The 13510-nt window shown below is 64.3% G+C and carries 15 protein-coding genes; 11 read left to right on the top strand and 4 right to left on the bottom strand.

The window, feature by feature from the left end; genetic code table 11:
* Window positions 1-41 precede the first annotated feature (41 nt).
* The 4 genes from pdxH to LWC34_RS40175 all read left to right on the top strand — a co-directional run bounded on the left by pdxH (window position 42) and on the right by LWC34_RS40175 (window position 4186).
* The gene (gene pdxH / locus LWC34_RS40190; RefSeq protein WP_233730440.1) at window positions 42-713 is read left to right on the top strand and encodes a pyridoxamine 5'-phosphate oxidase; all 672 of its coding nucleotides are present in this window, start codon (window positions 42-44) and stop codon (window positions 711-713) included.
* A 102-nt stretch (window positions 714-815) separates the two neighbouring features.
* The gene (locus LWC34_RS40185; RefSeq protein ID WP_233730439.1) at window positions 816-1409 is read left to right on the top strand and encodes a lytic polysaccharide monooxygenase auxiliary activity family 9 protein; all 594 of its coding nucleotides are present in this window, start codon (window positions 816-818) and stop codon (window positions 1407-1409) included.
* Between the two features lie 103 nt (window positions 1410-1512).
* A complete protein-coding gene (locus LWC34_RS40180) occupies window positions 1513-2751 on the top strand; it encodes an MFS transporter (protein WP_233731001.1) in 1239 nt (412 codons plus the stop codon).
* A 43-nt stretch (window positions 2752-2794) separates the two neighbouring features.
* Window positions 2795-4186, top strand: a complete 1392-nt coding sequence (locus tag LWC34_RS40175; RefSeq protein ID WP_233730438.1) for an APC family permease — start codon at window positions 2795-2797, stop codon at window positions 4184-4186.
* Here the strand turns inward: LWC34_RS40175 and LWC34_RS40170 are convergent.
* From LWC34_RS40170 to LWC34_RS40155, 4 genes are all read right to left on the bottom strand, one after another.
* A complete protein-coding gene (locus LWC34_RS40170) occupies window positions 4183-5001 on the bottom strand; it encodes an MBL fold metallo-hydrolase (RefSeq protein WP_233730437.1) in 819 nt (272 codons plus the stop codon). The genes LWC34_RS40175 and LWC34_RS40170 overlap by 4 nt on opposite strands.
* Window positions 5001-5546: a TetR/AcrR family transcriptional regulator gene (locus LWC34_RS40165; protein WP_233730436.1), complete on the bottom strand. Its 546-nt coding sequence runs from the start codon at window positions 5544-5546 to the stop codon at window positions 5001-5003. The genes LWC34_RS40170 and LWC34_RS40165 overlap by 1 nt, the downstream gene beginning before the upstream one ends.
* A 25-nt stretch (window positions 5547-5571) precedes the next feature.
* Window positions 5572-5721 (bottom strand): hypothetical protein, encoded by a 150-nt coding sequence (locus LWC34_RS40160; protein WP_233730435.1) that lies wholly within the window; start codon window positions 5719-5721, stop codon window positions 5572-5574.
* 271 nt (window positions 5722-5992) lie between these two features.
* The gene (locus LWC34_RS40155; protein WP_233730434.1) at window positions 5993-6799 is read right to left on the bottom strand and encodes a S1 family peptidase; all 807 of its coding nucleotides are present in this window, start codon (window positions 6797-6799) and stop codon (window positions 5993-5995) included.
* Window positions 6800-6879: 80 nt separating this feature from the next.
* Here LWC34_RS40155 and LWC34_RS40150 point away from each other — a divergent pair, with 80 nt between their 5' ends.
* The 7 genes from LWC34_RS40150 (at window position 6880) to LWC34_RS40120 (ending at window position 13461) form a co-directional block, all read left to right on the top strand.
* Entirely contained in the window at window positions 6880-7773 is an 894-nt protein-coding gene (locus LWC34_RS40150) for an aldose 1-epimerase family protein (protein WP_233730433.1), read from the top strand.
* 58 nt (window positions 7774-7831) lie between these two features.
* Window positions 7832-8239, top strand: coding sequence for a RelB antitoxin-like protein (locus LWC34_RS40145; protein ID WP_233730432.1), 408 nt, complete (start codon window positions 7832-7834; stop codon window positions 8237-8239).
* Window positions 8236-8640 carry a cytotoxic translational repressor of toxin-antitoxin stability system gene (locus tag LWC34_RS40140; protein WP_233730431.1) on the top strand — a complete coding sequence of 135 codons (405 nt, stop codon included), beginning with the start codon at window positions 8236-8238 and terminating at the stop codon, window positions 8638-8640. The genes LWC34_RS40145 and LWC34_RS40140 overlap by 4 nt, the downstream gene beginning before the upstream one ends.
* A gap of 77 nt (window positions 8641-8717) precedes the next feature.
* Entirely contained in the window at window positions 8718-9137 is a 420-nt protein-coding gene (locus tag LWC34_RS40135; protein WP_233730430.1) for a DUF6188 family protein, read from the top strand.
* A 168-nt stretch (window positions 9138-9305) separates the two neighbouring features.
* Window positions 9306-9698, top strand: coding sequence for an NUDIX hydrolase (locus tag LWC34_RS40130; protein WP_233731000.1), 393 nt, complete (start codon window positions 9306-9308; stop codon window positions 9696-9698).
* A 272-nt stretch (window positions 9699-9970) separates the two neighbouring features.
* Window positions 9971-12235: a glycosyl hydrolase family 95 catalytic domain-containing protein gene (locus tag LWC34_RS40125; protein WP_233730429.1), complete on the top strand. Its 2265-nt coding sequence runs from the start codon at window positions 9971-9973 to the stop codon at window positions 12233-12235.
* Between the two features lie 14 nt (window positions 12236-12249).
* Window positions 12250-13461 (top strand): amidohydrolase, encoded by a 1212-nt coding sequence (locus LWC34_RS40120; protein ID WP_233730428.1) that lies wholly within the window; start codon window positions 12250-12252, stop codon window positions 13459-13461.
* Window positions 13462-13510 lie beyond the last annotated feature (49 nt).

Genomic DNA, 13510 nt, shown 5'->3' with positions numbered 1-13510 from the left:
CGCTGGGAACCAAGGAGATCCCGAGGCGGAGGGTGATAGGCATGACGGACGCCGACATCACGTCCAACATCACGCTCGACCTACCGACAATGCGTGCCCACTACGAAGGTGGCAGTCTCGACGAATCCGAGCTGGCCACCACATGGCACGAGCAGTTGCAGTTCTGGCTTGACCAGGCGGCACAGCAAGGTGTGGTCGAACCGAACGCGATGGTGCTTGCCACCGCCGACCCACAAGGCAGGCCGTCGTCACGGACAGTGCTGGCCAAGGGGCTCGACGCGCGCGGCGTCGTGTTCTTCACCAACTACACGTCCACCAAGAGCCACGAGCTCGCGGCGACCCGGTACGCCTCGGCGACGTTCCCTTGGTACTCCTTGCAGCGTCAGGCCCACGTGCGCGGCACCGTCGAGAAGGTCGACGTCAGCGAGACCAGGGCCTACTGGGCGAGCAGGCCGCGTGAGTCGCAGCTCGGCGCGTGGGCATCGCCCCAGTCGGTGGTAGTACACAGCCGCCACAACCTCGACGCCTCCTTGGCCAACATCCAGCGTCAGTTCGCCGACGCCGAAGAGGTACCGGTACCCCCGCACTGGGGTGGCTGGCGGATCCGGCCGGAGATCGTGGAGTTCTGGCAGGGCCGCCGCAACCGCATGCACGACCGGTTGCGCTACAAGCTGACCCGCGACGGCTGGAAGGTCGAGCGCCTCGGCCCGTAAGGGCGCACCGGCGACTGAAGATCATTCTCACTCGGCCGCGTTACGTTCGGTTTGTCCGAACGCGACGCGGCCGAGCCGCGTCCGACCTCCGATGGGAGATCGATGCGCAGACTTCTGGTATCCGTTTTCGCCCTTGTCACCATGGTTTCCGCGACGACCGTCGTTTCGGCGCACGGTTTTCAGACGGCCCTGCCGAGCCGTGCCTACTTGTGCCAGCGAGGGGCGATCCCGTGCGGCGACATCAAATACGAGCCACAGAGCCTGGTCGGGCCGAACCAGTTCCCGCAAGCCGGGCCGGTCGACGGCGAGATCTGCTCGGCCGGACTGCCGCAGTTCGGTGAGCTGAACAAGACGCGGATCTCCAAGTCGCAGCCGTGGCCGACCGCCAACGTGCTACCGGGGTCGACCCACAACTTCCGGTGGACGATCACCGCACGGCACCACACAACCACCTTCCGGTACTACATGACGCGCGAGGGCTGGCAGCCGGACGCGTGGCTGAGCCGCGCGCAGCTGGATCCCGTGCCGTTCGCCGTGGTCGATTACCACGGTCAGCTCGTGGGTGCTTCGGTGTCGCATGACGTGACGCTGCCCGTCGGCAAGCAGGGGCGGCACATGATCCTGGCGGTCTGGGACTATGCCAATGAACCGCAGGCGGTCTACAACTGCTCGGATGTCTTCTTCCCGAGGGACTGATTCCTTCCCGAGGGACTGGCCGGTCCGCGCGCGGGCTAAATCACTGCCGACCAGATCGTTAGGTGTCCTAAGCTAAAGATTTGTGGCGCTACGTGACCTGGTGATGGATGTCCGACCTCTTCGCGTAGCGCCCTATCGAAGGTTGTGGCTGTCCACCGCGGTCACCTCGATCGGCTCCCAGCTGACCGCGGTCGCGGTGCCCAAGCAGGTGTTCGACCTGACCGGATCGTCCGGTTTCGTGGGTTTGACCGGCGCCGTCGCGCTGGTCCCGCTGCTGGTCTTCGGCCTGTACGGCGGCGCGATCGCCGACATGATGGACCGCCGCAAGCTCCTGCTGATCACCAATATCGGCATCGCGCTGAGCTCGGTGCTGCTGTACGTGCAAGCCGCCGTCGGCATGAACTCGGTCTGGATCGTGCTGGTGTTGCTCGGCGTGCAACAGTCGTTCTTCGCCGTGAACATGCCGACGCGCACCGCGGCCATCGCGCGGCTCGTCCCCGCCGAGCTGATGCCGTCGGCAATGGCTTTGGGCTCAACGGTTTTCACGTTCGGCGCGGTGCTCGGCCCGTTGTTCGCCGGTGCGCTGCTCCCGTTCATCGGACTGTCCACTTTGTACTTGATCGACTCCGTGGCGCTGCTCATCACGATCTACGCGGTCTGGCGCCTGCCCAAGCTGCCGCCGCTGAGCGGCGAGACAAGGCGCGCCGGACTGCGGGACGTGATCGACGGATTCCGTTATCTGGCCGGGCGAAGCGTGCTGCTGGCGTCGTTTCTCGTCGACATCATCGCGATGGTCGCTGGCATGCCGCGGGCGTTGTTCCCCGAGATGGCCGAGCGTACGTTCGGCGACCCGGTCGGCGGCGGCGTCGCGCTTGGCTGGCTGTACGCCGCGATCCCGCTCGGTGCTTTCCTGATGGGACTGTCGTCCGGCTGGCTGTCGAAGGTCAACCGGCACGGTGTCGGCGTGATCGTCGCGGTGTGCGTGTGGGGCGCCGCGATGGCCGGATTCGGGCTGACCAGCACGCTTTGGCTGGCTGTTGTGTTTCTGGCGATCGGCGGCGCGGCTGACATGGTCAGCGCGGTGTACCGGTCATCGATCCTGCAATCGGCTGCGCCTGACGAGATGCGTGGCCGGATGCAAGGCGTCTTCACCGTTGTCGTCGCAGGTGGACCACGGCTCGCCGACCTCACGCACGGCTGGACCGCCGCTGCGGCAGGCACAACGGTCGCCTCGGCGGGCGGCGGTTTCCTGGTGATCGTCCTGACCGTCGGCGCGGCCGTCTGGCTGTCTGCTTTCTGGCGTTATCGAGCCGATAAAGAAGTTGCTACGCCAATGGAGTGATGTCGTTACCTGAATTGTCAGTGACTTACGGCACACTCCAGAGATGACCGAAGGGATCAAGGAACACCCAACCGGGCAACCGGAGCTCAAGCGGGCCATCGGCCCGAAACTACTGCTGTTCTTTGTCGTGGGGGACATCCTCGGCACCGGGATCTACGCGCTGACCGGGCAGGTGGCTGGCAGAGTCGGTGGAGCGCTGTGGCTGCCGTTCCTGCTCGCCTTCGTGATCGCGTTCCTCACCGCGTTCAGCTATCTCGAACTTGTCGGAAAGTTCCCGCAGGCGGCAGGCGCCGCGCTGTACACACATCGAGCTTTCAAGATCCAGTTCCTGACGTTCATGGTCGCCTTCGCGGTGATGTGCTCAGGCATCACGTCCGCCTCGTCGGCCGCGATCGCCTTTGGTGGCACGTATCTGAAAGCCACCATCGGCGCGACGACCGTGCCGGTGACATTGCTGGCGATCGCGTTCATCGTGCTCGTCGCGCTGATCAACTTCCGCGGCGTCAGCGAGTCGGTCAAGGCCAACGTGGTGCTGACGTGCATCGAGCTGTCCGGTCTGCTGATCATCATCGCGGTCGGCATCTCGGCGGTGGCCTCCGGCGAAGGCGACCCGAGCAGGTTGACCGAGGTCAACACCCATGACAACACCTGGCTCGTGGCGATCACGTCGGCGACTTCGCTTGCGTTCTTCGCGATGGTCGGCTTCGAGGACTCGGTGAACATGGCCGAGGAGTGCAAGGATCCGGCCAGGATCTTCCCGAAGGCGATGCTGTGGGGCATGGTGATCGCGGCGTCGATCTACATCCTGGTCTCGGTGACGTCCTCGCTGCTCGTGCCCGCCGACGAGCTGCAGAAAGCGGGCAGTTCCGCGTTGCTGAAGGTGCTCGATGTCGGCGCGCCTGGCTTCCCACACGTGGTGTTCTCCGCGATCGGCATGTTCGCGGTGATCAACTCGGCCCTGATCAACATGATGATGGCGAGTCGTCTGCTCTACGGCATGGCCAACGAGCGGATCATCCCGAAGCAGCTCGGCACGGTGCATCCGTTCCGCCGCACGCCATGGGTCTCGATCCTGTTCACCAGCGCCATAGCCATCGTCCTGGTGTCTACAGTGGACATCAGCGTGCTCGGCGGCACCACCGCGTTGCTGTTGCTGGTGGTCTTCGCCATCGTCAACATCGCGCTGCTGGTACTGCGCAAGGTCAAGGTGGAGCACAAGCACTTCCGTACACCGACCGTGATCCCGGTGATCGCGGCGATCCTGTGCCTCTACCTGGCCAGCCCGCTGTCCGGACGCCCAGCGCGCGACTATGAGGTCGCGTTGATCCTGCTGGGCGCCGGCCTGGTGCTCTGGCTGATCAACTACTTCGTCAACCGCGCGACCGGCCAGCGCGTGGATCTCAACCCAGAGGCGCTGACCAAGGGCGGGGACTAACGGTATCGAGCCAGTTCGGCCGGGTCGTGGGCGCTGAAGACCTCGACCCGGTCGCCATGGTCACGGACGAGTTCGCGAAGCCGCTGCTGGTTGTGCAGTCGCGGCTCGCGCTCGGTCTCCACGATCTGCTGGAACTGCACGAGCAACGGCGGGCAATGCGGGTTCACCGGATCCATCTCGCCATGGAAGAAGTAGCTGTCACCGCAGTGCAGCAACCATTTCTCGCCAGTGTTGACGGCAATTCCCGCGTGGCCCTTGGTATGCCCGCGCAACGGAACAAGCAAGATCTCCTCGTTCAGGCCTTTGAGCCCGCGTACGGACTCGAAGCCGAACCAGTCCTCGCCGGACAGTTCGTAGGCCTCGTAATCCGCGTGTTCCCACTGCGCTTTACGGAATCGCGCCCGGTCCTTCGCCGTGGCCTGCGCCTGGGCGGTCTGCAGTTCTTCTTTGTAGACATGCACCTTGGCGTGCGGAAAGTCCCGCAAACCGCCTACGTGGTCCTGGTCGAGGTGCGTCGGCAGAATGTGCCGGACGTCCTCAATCCGATAACCGAGATTGAGCACCTGCTGTGCAGCCGTTTCCCGCTCGTCAAGAACAGGGTTGGCGGCGAGGCGGAACTCGCGCGTGAGCGAACCGCCCGGATTGCGGATATCGTCGCGCCCAATGCCAGTGTCGACAAGGACAAGGCCCGCGTTCGTCTCGATGAGCAGAACGTGGCAGACCATCGTGCTTGCCCGGAGGTATCCCGGCCGGTCGTCGAGCAGTTTGCCGCCAATCGGCCGCATGGTCCCGCAGTTCAGGTGGTGGACGCGCATCATCGCTCCTTCTGGACAAGGACTTTGAGGTGTTCCCCGACATGCCGAAGCGGCGCGAGATCCTTGCGAGTCCTGGCAAGCAAAAGAGCCCCCTCAATCGCCGCGAGAACAGTGGTCGCCAACGCCTCGGCATCCGCGATCCCTTGCTGCTCAAGGCGACCAGCGATCACCCGTTCCCATGAGACGTAAGCGCTGTCACAGGCCTGCCGGATCTGTTCACTCTCACTGGCCGCGTCCAACGCGACGGTCGCAATTGGACACCCATCCTGAAAATCAGACTCGACAAGCCTTTTCCCGAGCAGCTCAATGACTTCATCGAGCGACCGGGTCTGCTTGAGCTCCTCGCACAGCTCGCCACCGGACAGCTGCAGCGACTCGACCGCAAGCTGCTCCTTGCCGCCGGGAAAGTGGAAGTACAGCGAGCCTTTCGGCGCACCACCCTCGGCAAGCACTTGATTGAGGCCCGTCGCGTGATAGCCCTGGCTGCGAAACAGCGCCGCCGCCGTTTTTAGCACCCGGTCCCGCGTGTCGGTCTTCTTGGGCATATCGCCGACTATACAGACTGGTCTATTAGATCGTCGAGACGAAGCCGCCCCTGGCTCCAGGCAGCAGGTCCTTGTCGCCCGGCAATGCATCGACCAGTGCGATCACCGCGCCGCCCGCCTGGTCGACGTCCGTCAGCCAATGCTCCCACCCATCAAGCCCGAAGGTGGGAATCATGAACCCTGCATCTCCGGGGCCGTCGACAACGCACATGGTCAGCCGTGGCAGCAAAGTCCAGCCTTGGCATGTAAGGCCACGAAATCGTGCGCTCAGGGCCACAAAACGGGACGCGTGAGCCCTAAACTGTCGGACCCCCTTGCTACCGTAAAAGCAAGGGCTCCCCTGGTGGCGGGATTTGTCGCCGCCGACCAGGGGAGCCCTTGGTCTTTGCCTTCTGGGTTTCGCTCTTCGCCCGTGGTCTAGCCTGGGCGTTCGCCTTGGCTGAGGGCTATCGCGGCAGGGTGCACCCGGCCGCGGTCAGCGTGAACTGGTTGCCCGCCCCAATGCACGCCGGGATGTTGTAGATCTGCTGACCGTACTTGTACCCAGAGCGGACCGTGACCTGCCCGGACTGGCTGACCTCACAAGGGTTGTTGAGCGTGCATCGGCCACCGCTCTCATTCGCCGTGTTGTTCACCGCGACAACCCGGCCCGAAGCCGTGTCGATCACCGGCGAACCCGAAGTGCCGCCGATGGTGTTGCACGTCGACTGGGACGCGTACCGAACCGAGTCGCGCCAAGTCCACACGTCCTCTTTGAGCTGATACGCGAAACCGTCCACCCGGCAGTTGTAGATACGCTTCCAGTAACCCGACACGACCTGGATACTCGAACCAGCCGCGGGCCGCGTCGTGTTCATCACCAGCGCGCGCGAGCCGAACTGCTGCTGGATCTGCGCGTACGTCTGGCTGAGCTGGTAGAAGGAGACATCCGTGTCTTTCATCGTCGCGTACGCCAGCTTGGTCGCACGCAACGTGCCCAGGCTCTGGCCCGCCCCGTTGAGCAGCGTGAATGTCCGCGATGACGCTTGGTTCAGGATGACTTCGTTGGCGCCCATGAACTTCACGCAGTGACCGTTGGACATCACCAGCGCGGGGTCGGTGTCTTTGGCCGCAGGTGGTCGCACCACCGAGCCGGAGCAGTTGTTCAGCGCCACGATGCCGGTGAAGTCGGCTTGGATGGCGTGGGCAGGGGCAGTGGCGAGAGCTCCGATGGACAGCGCCGCGAGCAGCGTGCCAGCAACACGCTTGAGCATAGGAGGGTCCTTCCGATCGCAGGGTCCTCCAGCGTCAACGCTGCGCGAACGAAGTACCACCCGCCGTTAGGCTGCAAATCATGAGTCTGGAGATCGTGCACGGCGCCGCGAAAGCCGTGATCACCGAAACCGGGGCGGGGCTGCAGGCCTTCGAGGTCGACGGCGTTCCGTTCAGTGAGACGTACGGTTACGGCGAGACGCCACCGTTCGGTTCCGGCGCGGTGCTGGTGCCGTGGCCGAACCGGACCGCGGGCGCCCAGTGGCATCTGAACGGCGAGCTGCAGCAGCTCGATGTGTCCGAACCGGCGCGCGGCAACGCCATCCACGGCCTCGTTCGCCGTCTACAGTGGACAGTCGTGGAGCATGTGGCCTCGTCGATCTCGCTCGAGGTCGAGATCGAGCCGCAGGCGGGCTGGCCGGTGCGGTTGCGCACCACGATCTCGTATTCGCTCGACGACACCGGACTGACCGTTACGCACGGAGTGTATAACGTCGGCGACCGTGCGACGCCCTTTGGCGTCGGTACGCACCCGTATCCACGCGCGGGCAACAATGCGACGGACGACTGCACGTTGCGGCTGGCTGCGACGACGGTGGTTTCGTTGGACTCGGCGCGCATGGTCCCTGACGGGCCCGCGGTTCCGGTCGCTGGCACTGAGTACGACTTCCTTACCGCACGGCCATTGCGCGATGTGCACCTGGACACCCCTTTCGGTGGCTGCTTGCCTGGAGAAGATGGTCTTGTGCGGCACGTGTTGACCGGGCCGTCCGGTGGCGTCGAGCTGTGGGCCGATCCGGACTTCAAATGGGTCCAGGTCTTCACACCGGGCGAGTTTCCCGGTCGCGGCAGGGCGATCGCGATCGAGCCGATGACCTGCCCGCCGGACGCGCTGAACTCCGGCATCGACCTGATCGTGGTGGAGCCAGGGCAATCCTGGGCAGGCCGCTGGGGAATCACCCCAATACGTACCTGAAGTACTTGACGTACCTTCCGGACTCGGGAGAAAATGGACACCGACCGAGAGGGAAGTCATGCACTTCGACAGTTACACCGACGCCCGGACCCATCTCAAGGACCTACTGGACGCCGCGGAGAAAGGGCGCGTCGCGACCATCCGGCGTGACCACGCCCGCACCGCGGTGGTCGATGTCGTTCGGCTGCAACATGTCTTGGTGTCCATGAACCAGCCACGGGCCCATGTGGTCGCGGAGTCCGACGGCTGGTCGGTCTTCATCCCCGGCTTACCGGTCTCGGCCGATGGCGCCACGTTCGACGAAGCCATCACCGAAATGATCACGTCGTTGCGTGAGTACGCGGAGGACTGGCAGGAGCGGCTCTTGGAAACGCCCAATCACCGCGACAACTGGGGCTTAGTCCAGTTGATCGGCCTGAGTGACGACGCCCAACTGCGCGAGTGGCTGGTTGGGGTCGCTGAGTGAGCGAGCAGTCGCCGACCCCAGCCGACCACGACCGCTTCTGCCAGATCGAAGGATGGATAGGCGTCCGATCAGGCACGCACATAACCTACGAGCTCGGTCTGCCCGACGGGCGTGTCCTGCGCACGCGCCTGTCGGACAGGCAGACGTACGGACCTGACCTGTGGCAACACATCCTGCGTGACCAACTGGAGGTCGACGAGCCCACCTTCTGGGCCTGCGTCAACGACAGCGAGAAACCCGATCGAGGCATCGCCAAACCGCGACCCGACGCCCTTCCGGTCGACCTTGTGCACCTGCTCATCACGCGCCTCGGCCTGCCCGAGCGAACAGTCGCCACGATGACCAGAAAGGAAGCCATCGCCCGGATCGACGCCTATTGGGAACAGTCCGACGGTGCGTAAGCCATGACGCCCTCGCGACGCTTGACGAGCAACAACGCGCCATCCGCTACTCGGCGGCGAATGGCAGGCTGGGTCTCATGACCGAGCCGGCCGCGCTGATCGAGTACGCGGACCACTGGGTGCTGCCCTACCGCGACATGATGGTCATCCAGTTCAGGGTGACCCGCTCACTCACGTTCGACCTGGACGGTGACGCGCAGATCCAGATCGAGACCCCGTTCCGGCTCACCCTGAACGCATCCGGACCCAGCCGGACAGCGGCCGTCCCCATCGAACTGAACCCAGAACGCCACGAGATCGTGCCAGCGTTCTCCCTGCTTCTCGCCCGCGTCACCTCAGCCATCGCCTACAAGAAGGGCGCCCTGCAGGTCGACTTCGACAACGGCGCCCGCCTCAACGTCCCACCCCACCCCATCTACGAAGCCTGGAACGCCACCGGCCCCGGCAACCTGCACATAGTCGCCCCACCCGGCAACGACCTCGCCGTCTGGACCTAACCCCGCCACCGCCCCAAACCCCGGCCGTGTCCACCATTCCAACACACCGAAATGCACGTTCCTGAACACCGTGTCCACCGTTCCAGCACAGTGTGTCCACCGTTGCGACACAGCGAAAAGCACTTTCCGGCACCGCGCGATCTCGGTTAGGTCATGACCATGAACACCATCATCGACAAGATCGCCTTGATTCGTCTGGAACACGGCAGGATCCTCAGCACCCGCTCACGCGGCAAGGACGTCTACTACCTGCCCGGCGGCAAACGTGAACCCGGCGAGACCGACCTCGAGACCCTCACCCGGGAGATCGCCGAAGAACTGGCCGTCACCATCCTCCCCGCTACCGCGACCGACCTCGGCACCTTCCACGCCCAAGCCCACGGCCACTCCGATGGAGTCACCGTTCAGATGGCCTGTTACACCGCCGACTATCACGGAACCCCTACTCCCAGCAGCGAAATCGACGAAGTCGCCTGGCTCGCCTATGCCGACCGCGCCCGCGTCTCACCCGTCGATCAACTCATCTTCGACCACCTTCACCGAACCGGCCACCTCCACTGACCGAGCGCCTCTGTCCAAAGTGGCGCGCCAGACTCTTGACCACCTCGCCGTACTTCGCTTGCCCGGCCACGGGTGTCGTACAAGTGGCGCTCGACGACCCGGACGCGACCGTGGAATCGCGCAGAACCCGCTGGCCGGATGGACAACTCGCCGCGAAACCCGTTCCTCGCCCACTGGGCAACCATCCCGACAGACGGCAAGTCATCGGATGAATACGGTTACATAACCGATCAAGAATGGTGTAACACGTTGATTCATCGTAGGTTTGGCCCGTGGCGGACGTGTCAAGGAGGACATTCCTGGGGGCTGCGGCCCTCACCAGTGGTTGGGTGGTCGGCGAGCCGGCCGCGTGGGCGGAACCCGAGGTAAACCGAAAAGAACGGGTTTACCAGCAGATCGTCAACGATGCCCGGATGGTTTGGCGGCAGGTGCCGACGGGCTGGGACAACAGCCCCTTTCTTGGCAACGGTTTCCTCGGTGTGCAAGTCTACCAGGGGCCTGAGCCGAACGTGCTGCGCTTCATGCTCAGCCACAGCCTCGTTCAGGACCAGCGTGCGCAATGGGAAGCGGCGGTCGGACTGTCGCGCCTGCCGATCGGTTTCCTGACCCTCACGCTGCCTGGCGCGGTCACCGCAGTGGACTGGACCTTGGATCTGTGGAACGCGGAACTCGAGGGAACAGTCACAACCACACAGGGCAGCCTGAAGTTCGAAGCCTTGGTGCACAACGAAAGCGGCGTGCTCCTGGTTTCCACGACCGGCGAGGTGCAATGGGGTTTCACGCCGATGGCCTCGCACACCACGCGCCAGATCCGGATTCCGCCGGAGTACGTGGGCAACCCGGCCCCCAAGATCGGCCCCAACTACGTCGAGCAGCCGCTCATCGCAGGCGGTGGTTACAGTACGGCGTGGCAGGAAAAGCACTTCGGCACAAGAAAGCTGCTCACGGCGACCGTCCACTATGGCTATCCACATTCGACTGGACTCGCTGAGGCGCTTGCCAAGGTCAAGACGCTGCCGAACGTCGCGTCGCACCGGGCGTGGTGGAACGCCTACTACACCCGCAGTCTCGTGTCCGTGCCGGACAAGTGGGTGCAGCGGTTCTACTGGATCCAGCTGTACAAGATGGCTTGCGCGACAAGGAGAAACGCGCCAGTCGTGACGGAGTGGGGACCGTGGTTCCCTGAGGGCGGCGGCAGTTGGACCGCGGTGTGGTGGAACCTGAACGTCCAGGTTTCGTATCCGCTCGTCAATGGGTCGAACCATCCCGAACTGGACGCTGTCACCGAGACTTTCCGGCGCTACCACGAGAATCTCGCATTCTCCGTCCCGCCGGACTATCGCGATGGCAAGACGTATGCGCTTGCTCATCCCGGTGATCGGACTTTGCGGTCGGGTGGGCCGAAGTTGGGTTCGCAGATTCCGGATCACGCCACGGTTGGCAGGCCGGGTACGAGCACCAAGACCGATCAGACCGGCAACCTGGTCTGGGCTATGCACGGGGTCTGGGTGTCCTATCAGCACACAAAGGAACGCTGGGTGCTGCAGGACGTTCTGTTCCCGATCCTCACCAAGGCGCTGAACTTCTATCTGCACTTCCTGACCGAAGGAGCCGATGGCAAGCTGCATCTGCCGCTCACTCGTTCGCCGGAGGTCGCCGATGCGACCGACTGCACCTACGACCTGTCGTTGATTCGTTGGGCCGCAGGGATTCTGCCCAAGCTTGCCGAAGAGTTGCGGGTTGAACCGGATCCACGGTGGAGGGACGTGGCGACCAGGCTTGTTGCGTATCACGAGAACCAGACCGGCGTCCTGATCGGCGACGGTGTCGCGCTCACGTCGTCGCACCGGCACTTCTCCCACATGCTGTGGTGGCATCCGTTGCGGGAGAAGACGTGGGACAGTCCCGGTGATCGCGAGATCATCAAGCGGACGTTCGACCACTGGTCGAGCATGCGTGACGCATGGGCCGGTTACAGCTATCCGGCCGCGTCGACGATGTCCTCGATGATGGGCCAGCCGCAGCAGGCGTTGTCGTACTTGCGGCACCTGTTGGACGGCAACGGCATCGGGATCGCCAAGCTGATGCCGAACACGATGTACAAGGAAGGCAACAACCTCGCGATCGAAAGCCCGCTGACCGCGGCCCAGTCCGTTTTGGACATGGTCATCGACAGCGACCCTCGCCTGATCAAGGTTTTCCCGGCGCTGCCGTTTCCGGACGCGTCGATCGCCGGTCTACGCACGCAAGGCGCCTTCGAAGTCGACGCTTCACGCCGTGCTGGTCGCACCGAGTGGATCAGGGTCCACAGTTGCGCTGGTGCGCCTTTGGCGTTGCGTCATGGAATTGCCGGTGAACTGGACGTTCGGGACGAACGCGGCCGCCGGCTGCCGTGGCGGGAAATGTCGCCGGGGACGGCTGAGATCCGGCTCAGGCGCGGTGAAACAGCCGTTGTCTCACCGCGCGGGAGCACGCCGGACGTGCGGCCGCGAGATGTTCCGGCGGCGAGTAGCGCCCCTCAGTGGGGTATGGGCTAGTACGGTGTCCATCCGTGACAGTCGCAATCACGGGTGGATACGTTGTTCCTGTAACCAGCGAGCCCATCGAGGGCGGCATCGTGCTGATCGACAACGGCAAGATCGTCGCGGTCGGTGCGGACGCCGATGTGGATGTGCCGGATGACGCCGAGATCGTCGATGCGTCAGGCTCATGGGTGCTGCCGGGGTTTGTCGAGGCGCACGCGCACGCGGGCATCGGCGAGGAAGGCCTCGGCTGGGAAGGCCGCGACTACAACGAGATGACCGACCCGAACGGCGCGAGACTGCGGGCGATCGACGGGATCAACCCCGACGACCAGGGGCTGCGGGACGCGCTCGCCGGCGGCGTGACCACGCTGGTCGTCAAGCCCGGCTCCGGCAATCCGATCGGTGGGCAGACGGCCGCGATCAAGGCGTGGGGCAGGACCGTCGACGACATGCTGATCCGGACGCCGTGCAGCGTGAAAAGCGCGCTCGGCGAGAACCCCAAGCGGGTCTACGGCGAGCAGAAGAAGCTGCCGTCGACCCGGCTTGGGGTCGCTGCCGTGATCCGTGACGCGCTGACCAAGACCCAGGACTACGTCAAGAAGCGTGACCACGCGGCCAGCGAGGACAAGCCGTTCGACCGTGACAACACCCTGGAGACGCTCGCGCAGGTGCTCAGCGGCGAGGTGCCGTGGTGCCAGCACTGCCACCGGGCCGACGACATCGTCACCGCGATGCGCATTGCCGACGAGTTCGGCTACCGCCTGGTGGTCAACCATGGCACGGAGGGGCACCTGATCGCCGACCTGCTTGCCGAACGCGGCATCCCGGTGATCATCGGCCCGCTGTTCACCAGCCGGAGCAAGGTCGAGGTCAACCGGCGCTCGCTGCGCAACCCCGGCATCCTGGCCAGGGCCGGCGTGAAGATCGCGCTGACCACCGATCACCCGGTCGTGCCGATCGACTTCCTTGTGCACCAGGCGACCCTGTGCGTGAAGGAAGGTCTGGACACCGAGACCGCGCTGAAGTCGATCACGATCAACCCGGCGGAGATCCTCAACCTCGACGACCGCGTCGGCGCGCTCGCGCCAGGCCTGGACGCCGACGTCGTGATCTGGTCCGGCGACCCGCTGGACGTGATGAGCCGGGCGGTCCGCGTGTTCATCGAAGGCGACGAGGTCTACTACTTCGACGACGCCAAGGGCGAAGGAATCACCAAAAGCCCCTGGTACAGCGAGTAAAACCCCTCGTGAGTGGTTATCCGTGTTCTAACACGGATAACCACTCACG

The sequence above is a fragment of the Kibdelosporangium philippinense genome, assembly GCF_021390435.2.
GTDB classification, from domain to species: Bacteria; Actinomycetota; Actinomycetes; order Mycobacteriales; family Pseudonocardiaceae; genus Kibdelosporangium; species Kibdelosporangium philippinense.
Note: the sequence above shows the minus strand (reverse complement) of the source record. Positions and strands in the feature narration are given on the sequence as shown.

Bases quoted from the DNA above. Each gene is read 5' to 3' on its own strand.
- LWC34_RS40175 (WP_233730438.1), top strand. From the start codon at position 2,795: ATGACCGAAGGGATCAAGGAACACCCAACCGGGCAACCGGAGCTCAAG.
- pdxH (WP_233730440.1), top strand. From the start codon at position 42: ATGACGGACGCCGACATCACGTCCAACATCACGCTCGACCTACCGACA.
- LWC34_RS40180 (WP_233731001.1), top strand. From the start codon at position 1,513: ATGGATGTCCGACCTCTTCGCGTAGCGCCCTATCGAAGGTTGTGGCTG.
- LWC34_RS40150 (WP_233730433.1), top strand. From the start codon at position 6,880: ATGAGTCTGGAGATCGTGCACGGCGCCGCGAAAGCCGTGATCACCGAA.
- LWC34_RS40155 (WP_233730434.1), bottom strand. From the start codon at position 6,799: ATGCTCAAGCGTGTTGCTGGCACGCTGCTCGCGGCGCTGTCCATCGGA.
- LWC34_RS40135 (WP_233730430.1), top strand. From the start codon at position 8,718: ATGACCGAGCCGGCCGCGCTGATCGAGTACGCGGACCACTGGGTGCTG.
- LWC34_RS40165 (WP_233730436.1), bottom strand. From the start codon at position 5,546: ATGCCCAAGAAGACCGACACGCGGGACCGGGTGCTAAAAACGGCGGCG.
- LWC34_RS40160 (WP_233730435.1), bottom strand. From the start codon at position 5,721: ATGATTCCCACCTTCGGGCTTGATGGGTGGGAGCATTGGCTGACGGAC.
- LWC34_RS40145 (WP_233730432.1), top strand. From the start codon at position 7,832: ATGCACTTCGACAGTTACACCGACGCCCGGACCCATCTCAAGGACCTA.
- LWC34_RS40170 (WP_233730437.1), bottom strand. From the start codon at position 5,001: ATGCGCGTCCACCACCTGAACTGCGGGACCATGCGGCCGATTGGCGGC.
- LWC34_RS40185 (WP_233730439.1), top strand. From the start codon at position 816: ATGCGCAGACTTCTGGTATCCGTTTTCGCCCTTGTCACCATGGTTTCC.